13 protein-coding genes are annotated in these 16073 nt (G+C 68.1%); 7 read left to right on the top strand and 6 right to left on the bottom strand.

Features of this window, described 5'->3' with window-relative positions; translation table 11 throughout:
* Positions 1-22: 22 nt before the first annotated feature.
* Complete coding sequence (locus ACYVK3_RS07020) at positions 23-1708, top strand: glycosyltransferase family 2 protein (RefSeq protein WP_460496974.1); 1686 nt, start codon at positions 23-25, stop codon at positions 1706-1708.
* A gap of 16 nt (positions 1709-1724) precedes the next feature.
* On the opposite strand, the gene ACYVK3_RS07015 is transcribed toward ACYVK3_RS07020, so the two are convergent.
* The 6 genes from ACYVK3_RS07015 to ACYVK3_RS06990 form a co-directional block, all read right to left on the bottom strand.
* Positions 1725-2336: a hypothetical protein gene (locus ACYVK3_RS07015; RefSeq protein ID WP_460496568.1), complete on the bottom strand. Its 612-nt coding sequence runs from the start codon at positions 2334-2336 to the stop codon at positions 1725-1727.
* 90 nt (positions 2337-2426) lie between these two features.
* Complete coding sequence (locus ACYVK3_RS07010; protein ID WP_460496567.1) at positions 2427-4685, bottom strand: acyltransferase family protein; 2259 nt, start codon at positions 4683-4685, stop codon at positions 2427-2429.
* Positions 4686-4861: 176 nt separating this feature from the next.
* A complete protein-coding gene (locus tag ACYVK3_RS07005) occupies positions 4862-6310 on the bottom strand; it encodes an ABC transporter permease (protein WP_460496566.1) in 1449 nt (482 codons plus the stop codon).
* Positions 6297-7346 carry an iron-containing alcohol dehydrogenase family protein gene (locus ACYVK3_RS07000; protein ID WP_460496565.1) on the bottom strand — a complete coding sequence of 350 codons (1050 nt, stop codon included), beginning with the start codon at positions 7344-7346 and terminating at the stop codon, positions 6297-6299. The genes ACYVK3_RS07005 and ACYVK3_RS07000 overlap by 14 nt, the downstream gene beginning before the upstream one ends.
* The gene (locus ACYVK3_RS06995; RefSeq protein WP_460496564.1) at positions 7346-8074 is read right to left on the bottom strand and encodes a phosphocholine cytidylyltransferase family protein; all 729 of its coding nucleotides are present in this window, start codon (positions 8072-8074) and stop codon (positions 7346-7348) included. The genes ACYVK3_RS07000 and ACYVK3_RS06995 overlap by 1 nt, the downstream gene beginning before the upstream one ends.
* Before the next feature lie 203 nt (positions 8075-8277).
* Positions 8278-9510 carry an NADP-dependent isocitrate dehydrogenase gene (locus tag ACYVK3_RS06990; RefSeq protein ID WP_460496563.1) on the bottom strand — a complete coding sequence of 411 codons (1233 nt, stop codon included), beginning with the start codon at positions 9508-9510 and terminating at the stop codon, positions 8278-8280.
* Between the two features lie 384 nt (positions 9511-9894).
* On the opposite strand from ACYVK3_RS06990, the gene ACYVK3_RS06985 reads away from it, so the two are divergent.
* The 6 genes from ACYVK3_RS06985 to ACYVK3_RS06960 are packed head-to-tail and all read left to right on the top strand — an operon-like array spanning position 9895 to position 15932.
* The gene (locus tag ACYVK3_RS06985; protein WP_460496562.1) at positions 9895-10986 is read left to right on the top strand and encodes an ABC transporter permease; all 1092 of its coding nucleotides are present in this window, start codon (positions 9895-9897) and stop codon (positions 10984-10986) included.
* A gap of 2 nt (positions 10987-10988) precedes the next feature.
* Positions 10989-11882 carry an ABC transporter permease gene (locus ACYVK3_RS06980; RefSeq protein ID WP_460496561.1) on the top strand — a complete coding sequence of 298 codons (894 nt, stop codon included), beginning with the start codon at positions 10989-10991 and terminating at the stop codon, positions 11880-11882.
* A gap of 16 nt (positions 11883-11898) precedes the next feature.
* The gene (locus tag ACYVK3_RS06975) at positions 11899-12927 is read left to right on the top strand and encodes an ABC transporter ATP-binding protein (RefSeq protein ID WP_460496973.1); all 1029 of its coding nucleotides are present in this window, start codon (positions 11899-11901) and stop codon (positions 12925-12927) included.
* On the top strand, positions 12920-13975 hold the full coding sequence (locus ACYVK3_RS06970; RefSeq protein ID WP_460496560.1) for an ABC transporter ATP-binding protein: 1056 nt from the start codon (positions 12920-12922) through the stop codon (positions 13973-13975). Before ACYVK3_RS06975 ends, ACYVK3_RS06970 begins: the two co-directional genes overlap by 8 nt.
* Positions 13963-14151 (top strand): hypothetical protein, encoded by a 189-nt coding sequence (locus tag ACYVK3_RS06965; protein ID WP_460496559.1) that lies wholly within the window; start codon positions 13963-13965, stop codon positions 14149-14151. The genes ACYVK3_RS06970 and ACYVK3_RS06965 overlap by 13 nt, the downstream gene beginning before the upstream one ends.
* Positions 14148-15932 carry a periplasmic substrate-binding domain-containing protein gene (locus ACYVK3_RS06960; RefSeq protein ID WP_460496558.1) on the top strand — a complete coding sequence of 595 codons (1785 nt, stop codon included), beginning with the start codon at positions 14148-14150 and terminating at the stop codon, positions 15930-15932. The genes ACYVK3_RS06965 and ACYVK3_RS06960 overlap by 4 nt, the downstream gene beginning before the upstream one ends.
* The last annotated feature ends 141 nt before the right edge of the window (positions 15933-16073 follow it).

Below are 16073 nucleotides of genomic sequence, written 5' to 3'. Positions count from 1 at the left end.
AGGCACTACACCTGTGACGAGCATGCCCACGCACGGCACCGACGGCACCCCGCGGATCAGGCGGAACGACTACAACACGCTCGACTGCCCCCCGCTCGCCGAATGGACGCCTACCGAGCAAGTCTCCGTGGTCATCCCGGCACACCAGGACCAGGCCAAGCTCGATCTGACCCTCGCGGCGCTCGCGGCGCAAAGCTATCCCGAGGAGCTGATGGAGGTCGTCGTCGTCGACGACGGCAGCACCCCGCCGCTCGAATTGCCGGAGCGGCGTCCGCGGAACACCTCGCTGCTCCCCAATCGCCCAGGGCATTGGGCCAGCGCCAGTGCGGTGGACACCGCCATCCGCGCCTCTTCGGGACCGATCGTCCTCCGTCTCGACGCGGACGTGCTCCCCGACCGATGTCACGTCGAAGCCCACGCTCGATGGCACCATCGCGCCGAATACCTGACGGTGATGGGGAAGATCGCGTTCGTCGAAGCCGATCCCGCGGTGTTCGACCCCGGCACCGTGCAGAGTGCCGTGGCGGCCGACAAGGGAATCGCCCTGTTCGACGGCTACGACGTCGAATACAAATGGGTCATCAAGTTCGTCGAAGAGACCAACGGGCTGCGCGATGACGAGCGTCGCGCGTTCTCCGCGGCCAACGGCGCGTCGATTTCCTTCAGACGCACGCTCTACGACGCCTGCGGCGGCCTGGACATCGGGATGCGGCTAGGGGCCGACACCGAACTCGGTTACCGGCTGGCTCAGGCGGGAGCCGTGTTCGTCCCCGACGCAGCGGCGGGTGCGTGGCACATCGGCCTGTCGCAGATGCGCAGGCAGCGATCCGACGGGACCCGGTACCGCCAGCCGTTCCTGGCCCAGCGCGTGCCGACCTTCCGTTACATGCGCACTCCCCGGTCCGGCGTCAATTGGAAAGTGCCGTACGTCGAAGTGCTCCTCGATGTCGCGAACGCGACCCTGGAGGAGACACGGACCACGGTCGACTCGATCCTGGGCGGTTCGATCACCGACGTCGCCGTGACGATGGTGGGTCCTTGGGATCAGCTCGGGTCCGAACGCAACGCATTGCTGGACGATCCTCTGGTCGACCTCAGGCTGATCCATGAGAGTTTCAGCGCCGATCCGCGGGTGCGGTTCGAGGCGCGGCGGTCCGAGGACCCCGCTCCGGTGCCGTTCCGGCTCGTGATGCCCGTCGGTCTCGAAATCGCCCGCCGAGGCATCGAAGCACTGACCGATCTCGCCGAGAAGCGACGGGCCGGTCTGGTGCGGCTCGCGGTGTCCGATGGCGAGAGCAGGGAGCGCTCGGTGGCCCTCGAACGCACGGCGGCCCTGGCACGAGCCCGGTTGGTCCGACGAGAGGGGGAGTCGCTGGAGTCGGCGGTCACCTCCATCTGGGGCGTTCATCGAGAGGACGGCTCGTCTTGGTTCCTCGCCACCCGGGACGGTCGCGATCACCAGCAGATCAGCCAGACCGAGCGCCGCGTCCAAGGGCTCCGGGATTCCGAACGGGAGTTGCTGGCCCGCGTGGACCGCTGGAGGAAGGCGGGCAATCGGGCGCGGACCGAAGCCAAGGAGTGGGAGCAGGTCGCCAGGGAATGGAGCCGGGCCGCCGAGTGGTGGGAGGGACGATCCAAGTCGGCCCAGCAGTCCGGCGGGCGGCTGCGGCGCGCGGCCAGACGGGTCAAGCGGCGGCTTTTGGGCTGACGACCGCAGGCGAATTTCAGGCTTGCGGCTCCCAGGCGGTCGGCACGGGGAACTCCTGCTCCAGGGCTCCGCAGGCCGCCATCACCGCGTCATAGCCGTCGCTCCACTGGCAGGTGATCTGGATCAGATGCGACCCCTGTCCGATGTAGTGCGTGTACTCCTTGGCCGCGGTGCCGTCGACTTCGATTTCCAGATAGCGGTGCACGCCCGGGACTCGATTGACGAGAGCGTGGCGGTAGAGCTCGGGGTCGGCGCCGAATCCGCGGGATTCGTCGTATGCGGCGATGATGGGCAGCAACGTGTCGAAGTCGGACGAGGCGATTTCCTGGTCGACCACATAACTGGTGACCAGGATGCGGTTGCCCACCGTGCCTCCGTCGAGCGTGAAGACGTAGCTGAGATGGTTCTCAGCCAACAGCTCCTCACGGTCCTCGCCGTCGACGAGCGTGAAGCCCTCTGGGACGGGCAGGTCGAACTCGATCGGCTGACCCTCGAGCACCTCGGGCGCCGCGGATGCCTCGGCCGGATCGGTGGTCGCTCCCCCCTCGCCTGCGCCATTCTCAGTGGAGCAGCCGGCCAGGACCGCGATCGCGATCGCGGGGATGACGGCCAGCGGCTTCGTTCTCATCGGGGGTTCCTCCATGTCTCCGGTGGGTTGTGTTCAGGATACCGGGCGGTCCCCAGAGCTCGAGTGCGACGTGAACCGGGCCTCCGGCGGTCACAGCGGCGGGAGCGCCTCGTTCAGCACAGTGGCGAGTGATTTGGCATAGGGGGTGGTGATGTGATGGGCGTCGCGGTAGACGAGGAGATCGTCGACGATCAGCGGACACCCGGTGTCGACACAGAACCAGTCGACGGTGTCGATGACGGTGGCGCCCGCCGCCTGTTGGGCCGCGATGCCCGCCTCCCGTCGCGTGCCGTTGCTGACGGCGTACCCTTCGTCGTCGACGCAGTTCTGCACCGAGTCCATGTGCCTCGATACGCAGTCGGGGGCGTTCTCGCCGGTGGCGCGGGGGGTGTCGGTGAGCGTCACCACGGTACGAGCCGCGTCCGTCACTCGGTCGAGCGTCTCGGTCCAGCCCGATTCCCATTGATCGATTCCCCCTTCCTTACCCGCACCCGAGACCGATGTGGCGTCTTCGCTGCCAATGATCACGAGCGCCGGATTGATCCGGTCGAGTTCATCGAACACATTCTGCTTCCACTCCCAGCATTCAGCGTATTCACCGTCGTGCTGGGTGCTGTCGACGCGGACCGAGACCGGCGTGCAGGCGCTCTTGGTTCGGTTCAGCAGACTCCAGCCGTTCTTCTCGGCAACGGCATGGAACGCGGGGAACCACTGGGCGGCATGGGAGTCGCCGAACAGAACGATCTCGATATCCGAGTCCCGGTCGCCGTAGACGCAGTCGTCGGGCAGTTCGGTGACCTCGAAGTCAAGATGGCAGTCGTCCGAATAAGTGATCGGCGAGTCGCCCTCGACGCTCGCCAGCGAGGGCGCGAGGTCTTCCGGTACGCGCTCGGTTCCGAGTCCGCTCAAGAGGCGCTGCTCCAATTCCCTGACGCTCTGCACCTCCTCCACTTGGGCGAGGTCGATCGGGCCGTCGTCTTCGGGCACCTTGGAGAAACCGAGGGTGAGGATGAGGATCAGGGCGATGCCGAGGATGGAGCACAGGACACCGGAGGCCAGGCCCGCGATGTTGCCCTTGAGGAGCTTCACGGTGCGGAATGGCGTCTCGATGTACTCGTAGGAGAACTGGGCGACCGCGAAGGTGCCCGCGAGGAGGACCATGCTCAGCAGCAGGGAGGGCTCGACGCCGAGGGCGAGGGGCCCGAGGATCAGGATCGGCCAGTGCCACAGGTAGAGGCTGTAGGAGATCTTCCCGACGAACTGGAACGGGCCGGTCGACAGCAGCGAGGACACGGCGTTCTCGCCTCGCGCGGTGCCGGCGACGATCACGAGCATCGTGCCGAGGACCGGCAGCAGCGCGGTGTAGCCGGGGAAGGCGGTCTCGTCGGTGTAGAGCGCGCCTGCGGCCGCGATCGCGGCCAGGCCGATCACACCGAAGGCGAGGGCGACGAGACTCGGCAGCCGCTTCCAGGTCTGGAGCGTCAACGCGAGGAACGCGCCGCCGGCCAGCTCCCATGCGCGCGTGTGCGCCGCGTAGTACGCGGTCGGCTGGGAGGACTCGGTGATGAGCACCGACGCGATCAGCGACAGCACGACGATGACGAGGCAGGCGGCGATGGCCGCGTGCAGGAACTTGCGGGGCATGCGCTTGGCCAGGAGCAGCAGGCCGAGCAGCAATAGCGGCCAGACGACGTAGAACTGCTCCTCCACCGCGAGCGACCAGTACTGCTGGAACGGCGAGGGCATCTGGTCGGCGTTGAGGTACTCGGTGCTCTCGGCGACGAAGCGGTAGTTGACGACGTAGACGATGACGGTGAACGCATCCTGCATCACCGCCTCGAAGCGGGTCACGGGGAACCACATCCACGCTCCCACCACGGTCGCGATCGTGACCACGGTCGAGGCGGGCAGGATGCGGCGGGCGCGCCGGGCGTAGAACCCGGCGATGGAGATCTTGCCGGTGTCGAAGACCTCTTTGATCAGCAGCGAGGTGATCAGGAAGCCCGAGACGACGAAGAACACGTCGACGCCGATGTAACCGCCTTCGGCGAACGCGAAGCCCGCGTGGGACAACAGCACCAGGACGACGGCGATGGCCCGCAGGCCCTGGATGTCGCCGCGAAAGCCCGTTCCCTCCCAGCGATCGGGCTTCGGCCGCTGGAGCGGCGGCGCATCGGCAGGCGCCGGCGCGGGCTGGAACGGCGGCCGGTGCGGATACGGGCTCGGCGCGGTCGGCCGCGACGCGGCGACCGGCCCCCGGGTCGTCAGGGGAAGGTGCATCGTCTCCTCGTCGAGAGCCGCCCCCGCACTGACGCTCTGATGGGGCCTCGGGGGCTGGGGCGAGGTCATGTTGCAACAGTCTCCATCTCGGGGGGAACCGCACGATCCACCGGAGCGCCCATGCACCGGGCGTCCCGGGCCGACTGCCGACGCCGCTCGCGGCGACGGGGCTTGCGCCGCAAGTCGGATCGTATTCAATCATCGTACAAAGAAAACATGAGCTGAACAGCTCACGGTCCGCTCCCTTAGAGCGCCTTGAGCACTTGCGGCTCCAGTTTGTAGAAGATCCAGCGGCCGAAGAACAGCAGGAACGTCGAGACGCCGACCATGCTGCCGATCTGGTACCAGTCCGGGGCGAGCCCGGGGATCCACACCGCACGGTGCATCTGAAAGATGCCGACGAGCGGGTTGAGCGTGAAGACGCGGTAGGCCCATTCCAGGTCGTGGCTTGCGAGCGCGTCCTCGACGCGGACCAGCGGGTAGATGATCGCCGAGGTGTAGAACAGCACCCTCATGAACAGGGACATGAAGCGCTGGACGTCGCGGTAGAGCACGTTGATCGCCGCGAGGATGAAGACGATGCCGGTCAGGAACATCGCCTGGACCAGGATCGCGGGGATCAGCCACAGCAGGTTGAGTCCGAACGTGCCGTTGAAGAAGATCGCCATCGCGATGAGGATGGGGAAGCCGACGACGTACTCGGCGAACCGCGCGAAGACCTTCGAGACCGGGAAGACCTCTCTGGGCACCTTCATGACGGTGATGAGGCTCGATTGACCGCCGAGCGACTTCGTGCCCTCGTTCACCGCCGAGCTGAACCACATCCAGGCGAAGATGCCCGAGACGATGAACAGCGGATAGCCGGCGTTGTTGGGCAGGTCGCGGCCGCTGTTGAAGACGACGCCGAAGATGAGCCAGTAGATCAGCGCCAGGCCCATCGGCTCGATGAGCGACCACACGTAGCCCATGACCGTCGACTGGTACTTCACCGCGAGGTCGCGGCGGACCAGGACCGACAGCGCGTGCCGGTGGCGCAGCAGCGCGGTGAAGCCGGTCGTCAGCGGGAACTTGCGCACCAGCGGCCTGGTCCGGGCCTCGGGCGAGCCGTCCGATTTGGGTCGCGGGCTCTCGTCGCTGCGCGCCGAGTCCAGGAAGGCTGGGAGTTCGGCGGTGTCGTCGATGTTGCGCCGGATCGGCGAGGCGCCGGCCATCGGCATGTCGCGGTTCGGCTCGGGCCGCGTCGCATACGGAGCCTGGGGCATCGGCGCGCCCGGAGGGGTCGGCGGCGGGGCCTGCGGCGGCCGCTGCGGCGCCTGCGGGTGCTGCGGCGGCTGGCCGTAGGGCCCGGGCTGCGGCTGACCGTACGGCGACGGGTGCTGCGGTCCGGGCGGCTGCCCGTACGGGTTCGGATTCGGGTTCGGAGGCGGGTAGCCGCCGGGCGGCGGCCCCTGCGGCTGGCCGTAGCCCTGAGGCGGGTAGCCCTGTGGCTGCGCCGGCGGCGCGCCGCTCCCGGGCGGGGTGCTCGCGAACGCCGCCGAGCCGGAGCTCGTCGCCCCCGGCAGATAACCGTTCGGGGGCGCTGAAGGCCCGGCTCCGAAGGCGCCCTGAGGAGCTGACGCGTCAGGACGGTCCCCGTCGCCACTCCCGGGGTTGCCACCGGAGACTCCGTCGGGGTGCGGGCTAATCGAGCTCATGCATCATCTCCGTGAGGTGACGGCTGATCGCCACCGAATCCAGTTCACGATGTTCGAGAATCGTATAACGACCGGGTCGGGTCCTCGGAGCGTACTCGATCGCCGCAGTGAGTTCCTCCACTGTGAGTCCGAGTTCGCTCGGCGTGCGCGCCAGACCGTGCCGTTTCATGGCCGAGGACAACTCGGCGAACAAAGCCGCGTCGCCCCGCAGCCAGGTGCAGAACAGCGCCCCGACGGCTCCCTGCTCGCCGTGCTGGGCCAGGCCCGGATGCAGCACGTCGAGCGCGTGGGAGATCTCGTGGCACCCGCCCGAGCACGGGCGCGACGAGCCGGCCATGCCCATCGCCAGACCGCCTTGGATGAGGGCGTTCGCGAGGGTGGACAGGAAGGCGTCGTCGGCGATGGTGCCGGGATGGCGCAGCACCGCTTCGGCGCCGGTGCGGGCGATCGCGAGCGCGAGCCCGTCGACCGTCTCGCCGGTCTCGCGGTGCGAGAGCTCCCAGTCGGCGCTCGCCGAGAGGTTCGTGAGCGCGTCGCCGACGCCGGAGCGAAGCTGCGCGGCGGGCGCGCGGCGGATGTAGTCGAGATCGGCGAGGACGGCGAGCGGGGTGTGCACGCCGTAGGAGATGGAAGTCTTCTCGCGTTCGAGCGACGACACCGGGGAGGCGATCCCGTCGTGGGCGAGACTGGTCGCGACGGCGACCATCGGCAGTCCGAGCTCGGTGGCGGCGTACTTGGCGGTGTCGAGCAGCTTCCCGCCGCCGATGCCGACGAGCGCGTCGACGCGGTCGCCGCGCAGGCGCGCGGCCAGGTCGTGAGCGCTGGCGAGCGTGCCGGGCTTGATGGTGTGGACGACGGCGTCGGGGAGGTCGAGGCAGGCGGCGATCTCGGCGCCGAGTCCGGGCCCGAGCGCGACGGCGACGCGGCCGCCCGAGGAGATCCGGGTGTCGACGAGCAGCTCGGGGAGCCTCTCCAGAGCGCCGGCGGCGACCTCGACGGCCAGCGGCGCCAGGACGGTGCGTGCGAGCAGCGGCACTACAGCCCCTCGGCGATGGCTTTGGCCGCCGCCCAGTCGGCGTGGTCGTCGACCTCGGTCCATGCGACCGGCCCGGTGGAGACGGTGCCGATCTGGCCGGCCTCGGCCAGGAGCTGGTAGGCGTCCTCGTAGTAGCGGGTGTGGTCGCGGGTGAAGGTGACCTCCAGGGCCTTGGTGAGGTCGTCGGCCAGCCCGGAGGGAATGAGCGAGACGCCGATGTACTCGCCCGCGGCGGCCTCGATCGGCTGCTGCTTGTGGATGAGCTCGACGCCGGCGGGACCGATGCGGACCTTCATGGCCTCCTCGGTGAGGGTCTTGTGGTCGTCGAGGGCGAGCAGGAGCTGCGGGTTGTCCTCCGCGGCGCTCAGGAGGCGCTCTTCGATGCTGTGGGGGTGGACGGTGTCGCCGTTGACCAGGATCGCGCCGCCGCTGTAGCGCTCGCGCGCGGTCCACAGCGAGTAGGCGTTGTTCCAGTGCGGGCGGTCGTTGTCGACGAGGGTGACCCGGGCGCCGTAGCGGCGCTCGAGGGCGGGGGCGTGTTCGCGGATCCGCTCGGCGGCGTGGCCGACGGTGATGGCGATGTCGCGGATGCCGACGGCGGTGAGTCCGGCGACGATGGTGTCGAGGATCGTCTCGGTCTCGGTGAGCGGTAGCAGGGTTTTGGGCAGGTCGTCCGTATCGGGGCGCAGGCGCTGCCCTTGTCCGGCGGCGAGGATGACGCCTCTCACAGATGTATGCCTTCCGCTCGTGCTCCAGTGGCTGATCCAGTTTACAAGTCGGAAAAGGGGGGAGGCCCCGGCCAAGCGTGCGCTGGCGCACGTTCGGTGGGGCCTCCAACTGGGAAGGGACGATCCGCTCGCGCGGACCGCACCCTGCTCAACGATCCTGGGCTCGCGAGGTTACGGCCCTCCTCGGCGAAGCTTGCGAGCCGTCAGTTGGCGCTGCCGGCCGCGACCTTCTTGGCGAGGTTCTCCGAGAGCGTGTCGAGGAACTGGTCGGTGGTCTGCCATTCCTGTTCGGTGCCCACGAGCAGTGCCAGGTCCTTGGTCATCTTGCCGCCCTGGACGGTGTCGATGATGACCTGCTCAAGGGACTCGGCGAACGCGGTGACCTCGGGGGTGCCGTCGAGCTTGCCGCGGTGGGCCAGGCCTCGGGTCCACGCGAAGATCGAGGCGATCGGGTTGGTCGAGGTGGGCTTGCCGGCCTGGTGCTGGCGGTAGTGGCGGGTGACGGTGCCGTGCGCGGCCTCGGCCTCGACGGTGCGGCCGTCGGGGGTCATGAGGACCGAGGTCATGAGGCCGAGCGAGCCGAAGCCCTGGGCGACGGTGTCGGACTGGACGTCGCCGTCGTAGTTCTTGCAGGCCCAGACGTAGCCGCCCTCCCACTTGAGCGCGGCGGCGACCATGTCGTCGATGAGGCGGTGCTCATAGGTGAGGCCCTTGGCCTCGAACTCGGCCTTGAACTCGGCGTCGAAGACCTCCTGGAAGCAGTCCTTGAACATGCCGTCGTAGGCCTTGAGGATGGTGTTCTTGGTGGACATGTACACCGGGTAGTTGCGCGCCAGTCCGTAGCGGAAGGACGCGCGGGCGAAGTCCTCGATGGACTTCCTGTAGTTGTACATGCTCATGGCCACGCCGCCGCCCTCCGGGTAGCGGGCGACCTCGAACTCCATCGGCTCGGTGCCGTCGTCGGGGGTGAAGGTGACGGTCAGGGTGCCGGGGCGGTCGACCTTGAAGTCGGTGGCCTTGTACTGGTCGCCGTGGGCGTGGCGGCCGATGATGATCGGCTTGGTCCAGCCGGGCACGAGGCGGGGGACGTTGTTCATGATGATCGGCTCGCGGAAGACCACACCGCCGAGGATGTTGCGGATGGTGCCGTTGGGGCTGCGCCACATCTTCTTGAGGCCGAACTCTTCGACGCGGGCCTCGTCGGGGGTGATGGTGGCGCACTTGACGCCGACGTGGTGCTCGGCGATCGCGTTGGCGGCGTCGACGGTGACCTGGTCGTCCGTGGCGTCGCGGTGCTCGATGGAGAGGTCGAAATAGCGCAGGTCCACGTCCAGGTAGGGGTGGATGAGCTGGTCTTTGATCTTGCTCCAGATGATGCGGGTCATCTCGTCGCCGTCGAGTTCGACGACCGGGCCCGCGACTTTGATCTTGGCCATGAGTTCGGTACCTCTCTTAGAGCCCGTCAATCGGGCGCTCGCGCTTAGCACGCTTCGTCACTAACAGTACGAGCGTACTGGCTGCTTCACCGGGGCGGCAGCCAGGCCCCGGAGGCGATCGTCACACCGCCGTGCGACCGCGGGCGCGCGACCGCTTGGTCCGGGCGAGCCCCGCGGGCGGCTAATGTCGATGCTTACCGGTCGATGAGACCAGGGGAAACGCTATCCGAAGTCCTTCGTAACGATTCCGTCTCAGCGCTGGCGTGCGGCACGTCACCACAGGTACCTTCATTAACTAGAAACATTCTTTCCAGTTTGTTTGTCCCACCATCGACCACGGCGAAGCTCGCGAGCCTCCCCCGAGTTCAGCACGAAGGAGTGCAGGTGACAGCACCTACCGCACCCCCGCCGACGGCTGCGGAGCGCACCGGCCCGGAGCGGACCGGCGCCTACCGCCTCCTCCGGCGCGTATGGACCTCCTACGCCTTCCGGCGCATCTGCCAGTCCGTCTTCGTGATCTGGCTGGTCTCCACCGTCACCTTCCTGCTCATGCAGTTCATGCCCGGCGACCCCATCGAGATCATGGCCGGGCGCATGAACAGCGCCGGCATGTCGCACGAACAGGCGCTGGCGACCGCCCAGAACATCGTCAACTACGACCCCGACGCCTCCATCTGGCAGCGCTACGCCGAGTTCCTCCAGGGACTGGTGACGTTCGACCTCGGCAACTCCGTCACCCACCCGAGCACCTCGGTCACCGACTACGTCATGCAGTACCTGCCGTGGACCCTCTTCGCCGTCGGCGCCGGCATCGTCATCGCGGTCGTGCTCGGCCTGAGCATCGGCATGATCATGGCCTACCGGCGCGGCTCGGCCTTCGACCACGTCATGACCGCGGTCGGCTCGTTCCTGACCGGCGTTCCGAACTACATCCTCATCGCCGCGGTCGTCGTCGTCGGGTACACGGTCCTGGGCATCCTGCCGTTCCTCGATATGCGCGGGCGCATCACCGCCGGCGTCGAGCCGGGATTCAACGCCGTCTTCATCGGCGACGCGATCTACCACGCGCTGCTGCCGATCCTGGCGTTCTCCTTCACCGCCACCGGGTCCTTCCTGCTCAACATGAAGGCCGCCACCACCGAGGTCCTCACCGAGGACTACGTGACCGTCGCGCGGGCACGCGGCCTCAAGCCCGGGCGCATCAGCCGCTCCTACGTCGGGCGCAACGCGCTGCTGCCGATCATTCCCCAGATCGGCCTCCAGCTCGGCACGCTCGTCGGCGGCTCGATCGTCATCGAGCAGATCCTCGACTACCCGGGCGTCGGCAAGATGCTCATCAGCGCGATCGGCGACCGCGACTACCCGGTCGTCCAGGCCGCCGTGATCATCCTGGCGACCTCGGTCGTCATCGCCAGCCTCATCGTCGACCTCGTCCTCACCAAGGTCGACCCCCGCATCAAGACCGAGGAGGCCTGAGCATGCCCGACACCGCAACGCCCCAGGGCGCCGAGCTCGGACGGCAGTCGGCCCTCAAGCAGATCTGGACGGGCCTGACCCGCTCCCCCGCCGGATTCGCCGGCAGCTGCCTGGTCCTCGCGATCGTCCTGTTCTCGTTCGTCGGGCCGCTCCTGATCGACCAGCACAACCCCGTCGACACGAGCAGGATCTGGACGCCGCCCTCGGCCGAGCACTGGCTCGGCACCCAGTTCGAGGGCAAGGACACCTTCAAGATCCTGGTCAACTCGGGGGCCGAGCCGATCTGGGTCGGCGCGCTCGCCGCCACGATGGCCGTCATCGTCGCCGTGACCTTCGGGTCGGCCGCGGGCTACTTCCGCGGGCGCCTCGACTCGGTGCTGCTCCAGCTCACCGACGTCACGGTCACCATCCCGCAGTTCCTGCTCATGCTCGCGGTCGTGGCGTTCTTCGAGAACATCCCGCCGTGGGGGATCGCGCTCGTCGTCGGCTCCACCATGTGGGCCTTCCTGTTCCGCTCGATCAGGGCGCAGGTCATGTCCCTCAAGGAGCGGGAGTTCGTCGAGGCCGCCAAGCTCCAGGACCTCGGGGCCGCCCGGATCGTGTTCAGGGAGATCCTGCCGAACATGGCGGGGTTCATCTTCATCAACTTCGTGATCTCGGTGAACCAGGCGATCTACGCCATCGTCGGCCTCTACGTGCTGGGCCTGATGCCCTCGGGCACGCCGAACTGGGGCCTGATGATCCACACCTCGTGGGCGAACAACTTCTACCTCAACCCGACCGCGCTGCCCTTCGTCATCGCCCCGCTCATCATGATCGTGCTGTTCACGATCGGGCTGGTCACCATGGGCCGCGGCCTCGACCAGGCCCTGAACCCGCGCCTGAGAGAAAGGTGAGACCGTGACAGAACCGATGCTCAGCGTCCGCGACCTGGAGATCGCCTACCGCACCGGGCGGAAGGAATCCGTCACCGCCGTCACCGGCGTCGACCTCGACCTGTACGAGGGCCAGTCGCTCGCACTGGTCGGCGAGTCCGGCTGCGGCAAGACCACCCTCGGACTGGGGCTGCTGCGCCTGCTCCCGGCGCTCGGCGAGATCACCTCGGGGTCCCTGGTGTACCGGCTCAAGGACGGCAGCCGCGCCGACCTGCTCCAGATGGGCAAGGAGCGGTTGCGGCGCTTCCGCTGGAACGAGGCCGCGATGGTCTTCCAGGGCGCCATGAACGCCTTCAACCCCGTCGCCCGGATCTACGACCACTTCGCCGACACCCTCCGCGACCACGCCGACGGCAAGCGCTGGACCAAGCGCGAGGTCGAGTCCCGGGCCGGGGAGCTGCTGGAGACCGTCAGGCTCGACCCCGACCGGGTCCTGCCGTCCTTCCCGCACGAGCTGTCCGGCGGCATGAAGCAGCGCGCCCTCATCGCCCTCGCGATCGCCCTCGACCCGAAGATGCTCGTCCTCGACGAGCCCACGACCGCCCTGGACCTGCTGACCCAGCGCCAGATAGTGCAGCAGCTCCACGAGCTGCGCTCCAAGTTCGGCTTCACGATGGTGTTCATCACCCATGACCTCGGGCTCGCCGCGGAACTGGCCGACCGGGTCGCCACCATGTACGCCGGCCGGATCATCGAGACCGGTTCGGCTCGCGACATCTTCTACGCGCCGGGGCATCCCTACACGGCCGGGCTGATCAACGCGGTCATGCCGGTCAAGGGCGCCAGGCCGGCGCTCGAGTCGATCCGGGGCTACCCGCCGAGCCTCAAGGCCATGCCGAGCGGCTGCGCGTTCCACCCCAGGTGCGCCTTCGCCACCGAGGAGTGCAAGGCCGCGCCGGTAGCGCTCGACGTCCTCGCCCGGCGGCCCGACGGCATGACACACGCCGCGGCCTGCCTCCACCACGACCGGGTCAACTTGGAGCGGAAGGTGCCCTCGAATGTCTGAACCGCTACTGAAGCTCTCCGGGCTCGAACAGGTCTTCGACACCAAGAAGGGCAAGGTCCCCGCCGTCGGCGGCGTCGACCTCGAAGTGCGAGCCGGCAAGGTGCTGTGCCTGGTCGGCGAATCGGGCTGCGGCAAGACGACCACCGCTCGCGCCGCCGCAGGCCTGACCCGGCCCACCGCCGGCACCGTCGCCTTCCGCGGCCAGGACATCGCCGGGATGGACGCGGGCGAGCGACTCGCGTTCCGCCGGGCCGTCCAGTACATCCACCAGGACCCGTACGCCGCGCTCAACCCGACGCGCACGGTCTTCTCGACGCTCACGGCCGGCCTGCGCCGCCACGGGCTCGCGAAGTCCAAGGCCCAGGCCCGCGAGAAGGCCGGCGAGCTGCTGCGGCTCGTCGACCTCACCCCGGCGGAGTCCTACATGGACTCCTACCCGCACCAGCTCTCGGGCGGCCAGCGCCAGCGGGTCAACGTCGCCCGTTCGCTGGCCTTGAACCCCGAACTGCTCATCTGCGACGAGTCGACGTCCATGCTCGACGTATCGATCCGTGTGAGCCTGCTGAACACCCTCGGCAAGCTCCGCGATGAGCTCGACGTCGGGTTCCTGTTCATCACCCACGACCTCGCGGTCGCCAAGTACTTCGCATGGGACGGCGAGATCGCGGTCATGTACCTGGGGAAGGTCGTCGAGCACGGCCCGACCCCGGAGGTGATCGGCGACCCGCAGCACCCGTACACGAAGGCGCTCATCGGCGCGGTCTGCGAGCCCGACCCGGACCTGGCGCGCGCCAACCGCTCGGCTTCGGAGCTGCGCTCGGCCGACATCCCGAGCCTGACCGACCTCCCGACCGGCTGCACCTTCCATCCGCGCTGCCCGGCCTTCGAGCCGGGCCTGTGCGACGCCACTGTTCCGCCGCTCGAGCCCGTGAACGGCCGGCGGCTGGCCTGCCACGTGGTCGCCCGCGGCCATCGGCGGACCCCTTCAGGCGGCCCGGAGCCCGCTTTGGACTCCCCCGCTCCGCGAGGAGCGGCATGGTCGGCCTGATCGCCAGATTCGGGTTCGGGTTCGGGGTCTTTCTGACGCTGAGCTCGCTTCTGATCCTGCTCTACCTACCCGCGGGGACAGCGGAGTTCACCGTCAGCGCGCTGACGGTCGGCCTCGGGGTGTTCCTCATCCTCATCTCCATATTCGCCCTTTACACGGAAAGGAAGAGGCGATGACCTCTCAGAATCTCGAGCTCTCACGGCGCCGACTCATGCAGACGGTGGGTCTCGGCGCCGGCGGCGTCGCGGCGGCCAGTGTCCTCGGCGCCTGCCAGGCCGACGGCGGCGACTCCGAAGGCGCTGATGGGAAGTTCATTTACGTCTACCCCTTCGACGTCACCACGCAGCACTTCAACGCCGCGATCAACAACGCGTCCCTGCTGACCTCTTCGCCCGCCGCCGAGCTGTTCATCCCCCGTCCGGCCGTTCTGGACTGGGACTCGAACGAGTGGATCCCGCAGTTGGCCGAGTCGGTGACGCTGGAGGGCACGACGCTCACCATCAAGCTGCGCGACGGCATCAAGTGGACCGACGGCAACGACTTCACCGCCAAGGACGTCGTGGGCACGATCTACCTGCAGAAGCTGAACGCCGCCCAGGGCACCATCGGCTGGGACCAGTTGACCGCGGCCACGGCCGACGACGATCTGACCGTGACCGTCACCTATTCCACGGCGTTCCCCGGGGTCGAGCACGGCGCGCTCAAGTCGCAGGTGCTGCCGCACGCCCGGTACGGCGAGTGGATGGACGAGGCCGCCGAGCTGGTCGCGGCCGGGGTGGTGCAGGGCGACGCCGAGCAGTCGGCGCTGTCGGAGAAGATCGCCGCCGAGGACTTCCTCGACACCGAGGAGTTCATCACCTGCGGCGCTTACAAGTTCGACCAGATCGGCGAGACCGTCGTGACCCTGGCGGTCCACGAGGACGGCCTGTTCGCCGACCAGGTCAAGTTCGACACCATCGAGATCCAGAAGGGCGACAACGCCGCCGCGGTGCAGATGCTCCTGAGCCGCGAGATCGACTACGCCACGCAGGTCCTCGGCGCCACCGACCGGCAGACGATCTCCTCGGTCGACGGCCTCAAGGAGATCTCGACGCCGGGCTTCGACGGCATCGGGCTCATGCTCAACGAGGGCCGCCACGCCGAGTTCGCCGACGTGCGGGTCCGCAAGGCGCTCATGTACGTCTTCGACACCGAGGTGATCGGCGAGATCGCCAAGGGCGCCGGCGGCTACTACATTCCGGCGACCTACTCGGGCCTGCCCGACCCGCACGCCGAGGGCCTGTTCGACGACGTCGAGCTCGAGTACTACGCCACCGACCACGACAAGGCGGTGTCGCTGCTGGAGGAGGCCGGCTGGACGAAGGAGGACGACGGCTGGCACAAGCCGAACGGCGACCTGGCCGAGTACACGATCATCGGCGTCGAGGGCTGGACGGACTTCACCCTGACCGGTGAGCAGGCCGCCTCGCAGCTGAGCGAGTTCGGCATCAACGTCGGATACCAGAACGTCCCCGAGGACAACCCGTGGGGCATCTGGGGCGCGGGCGACTTCGACATCGCGGTGCGCCAGTGGGCGAACCCGTTCGTGCCGTACGTGTACGGCTCCTGGCAGATGGCGTGGTTCACCGACAACTCGAACACGGCCGACGCCCCCGGCATGGGCGTGCCGACCGCCGAGGTGGAGACGGAGACGCTCGGCGAGGTCAGCGTCGACGACCTGTACCTGCAGTCGCAGCAGGGCTCGCTCGAGGAGCAGGCCGAGGCGAACAAGCAGCTGGGCATCGTGTTCAACGAGACGCTGCCGCGGCTGCCGCTGTTCCTGAACCAGCGCGTGTCGTACGCCATCGAGGGCGTGCGGGTGAAGGAGATCTCGGCGGGCGACTACGAGCTCAACGACGTCTACTTCGACAACCCGGTCATGGTGCGGATCCTCGAAGGCGAGATCGAACCCGCCTAGCGCCGCCACGAGCAAGAACCTCCATAAAGGAAGCTTCCTGAGAGGATCGAGGACCGGGCGGGGATCGGTACAGCGATTCCCGCCCGTCCGTGCTGCGCATGGACCGAGGCGGGTCGGCGCGGCTCGGACGGAACGCGGCCC

It is taken from the genome of Glycomyces tarimensis (assembly GCF_054776215.1).
The sequence above is the reverse complement of the archived record's forward strand: the minus strand, read 5'-3'. Positions and strand labels throughout refer to the sequence as shown.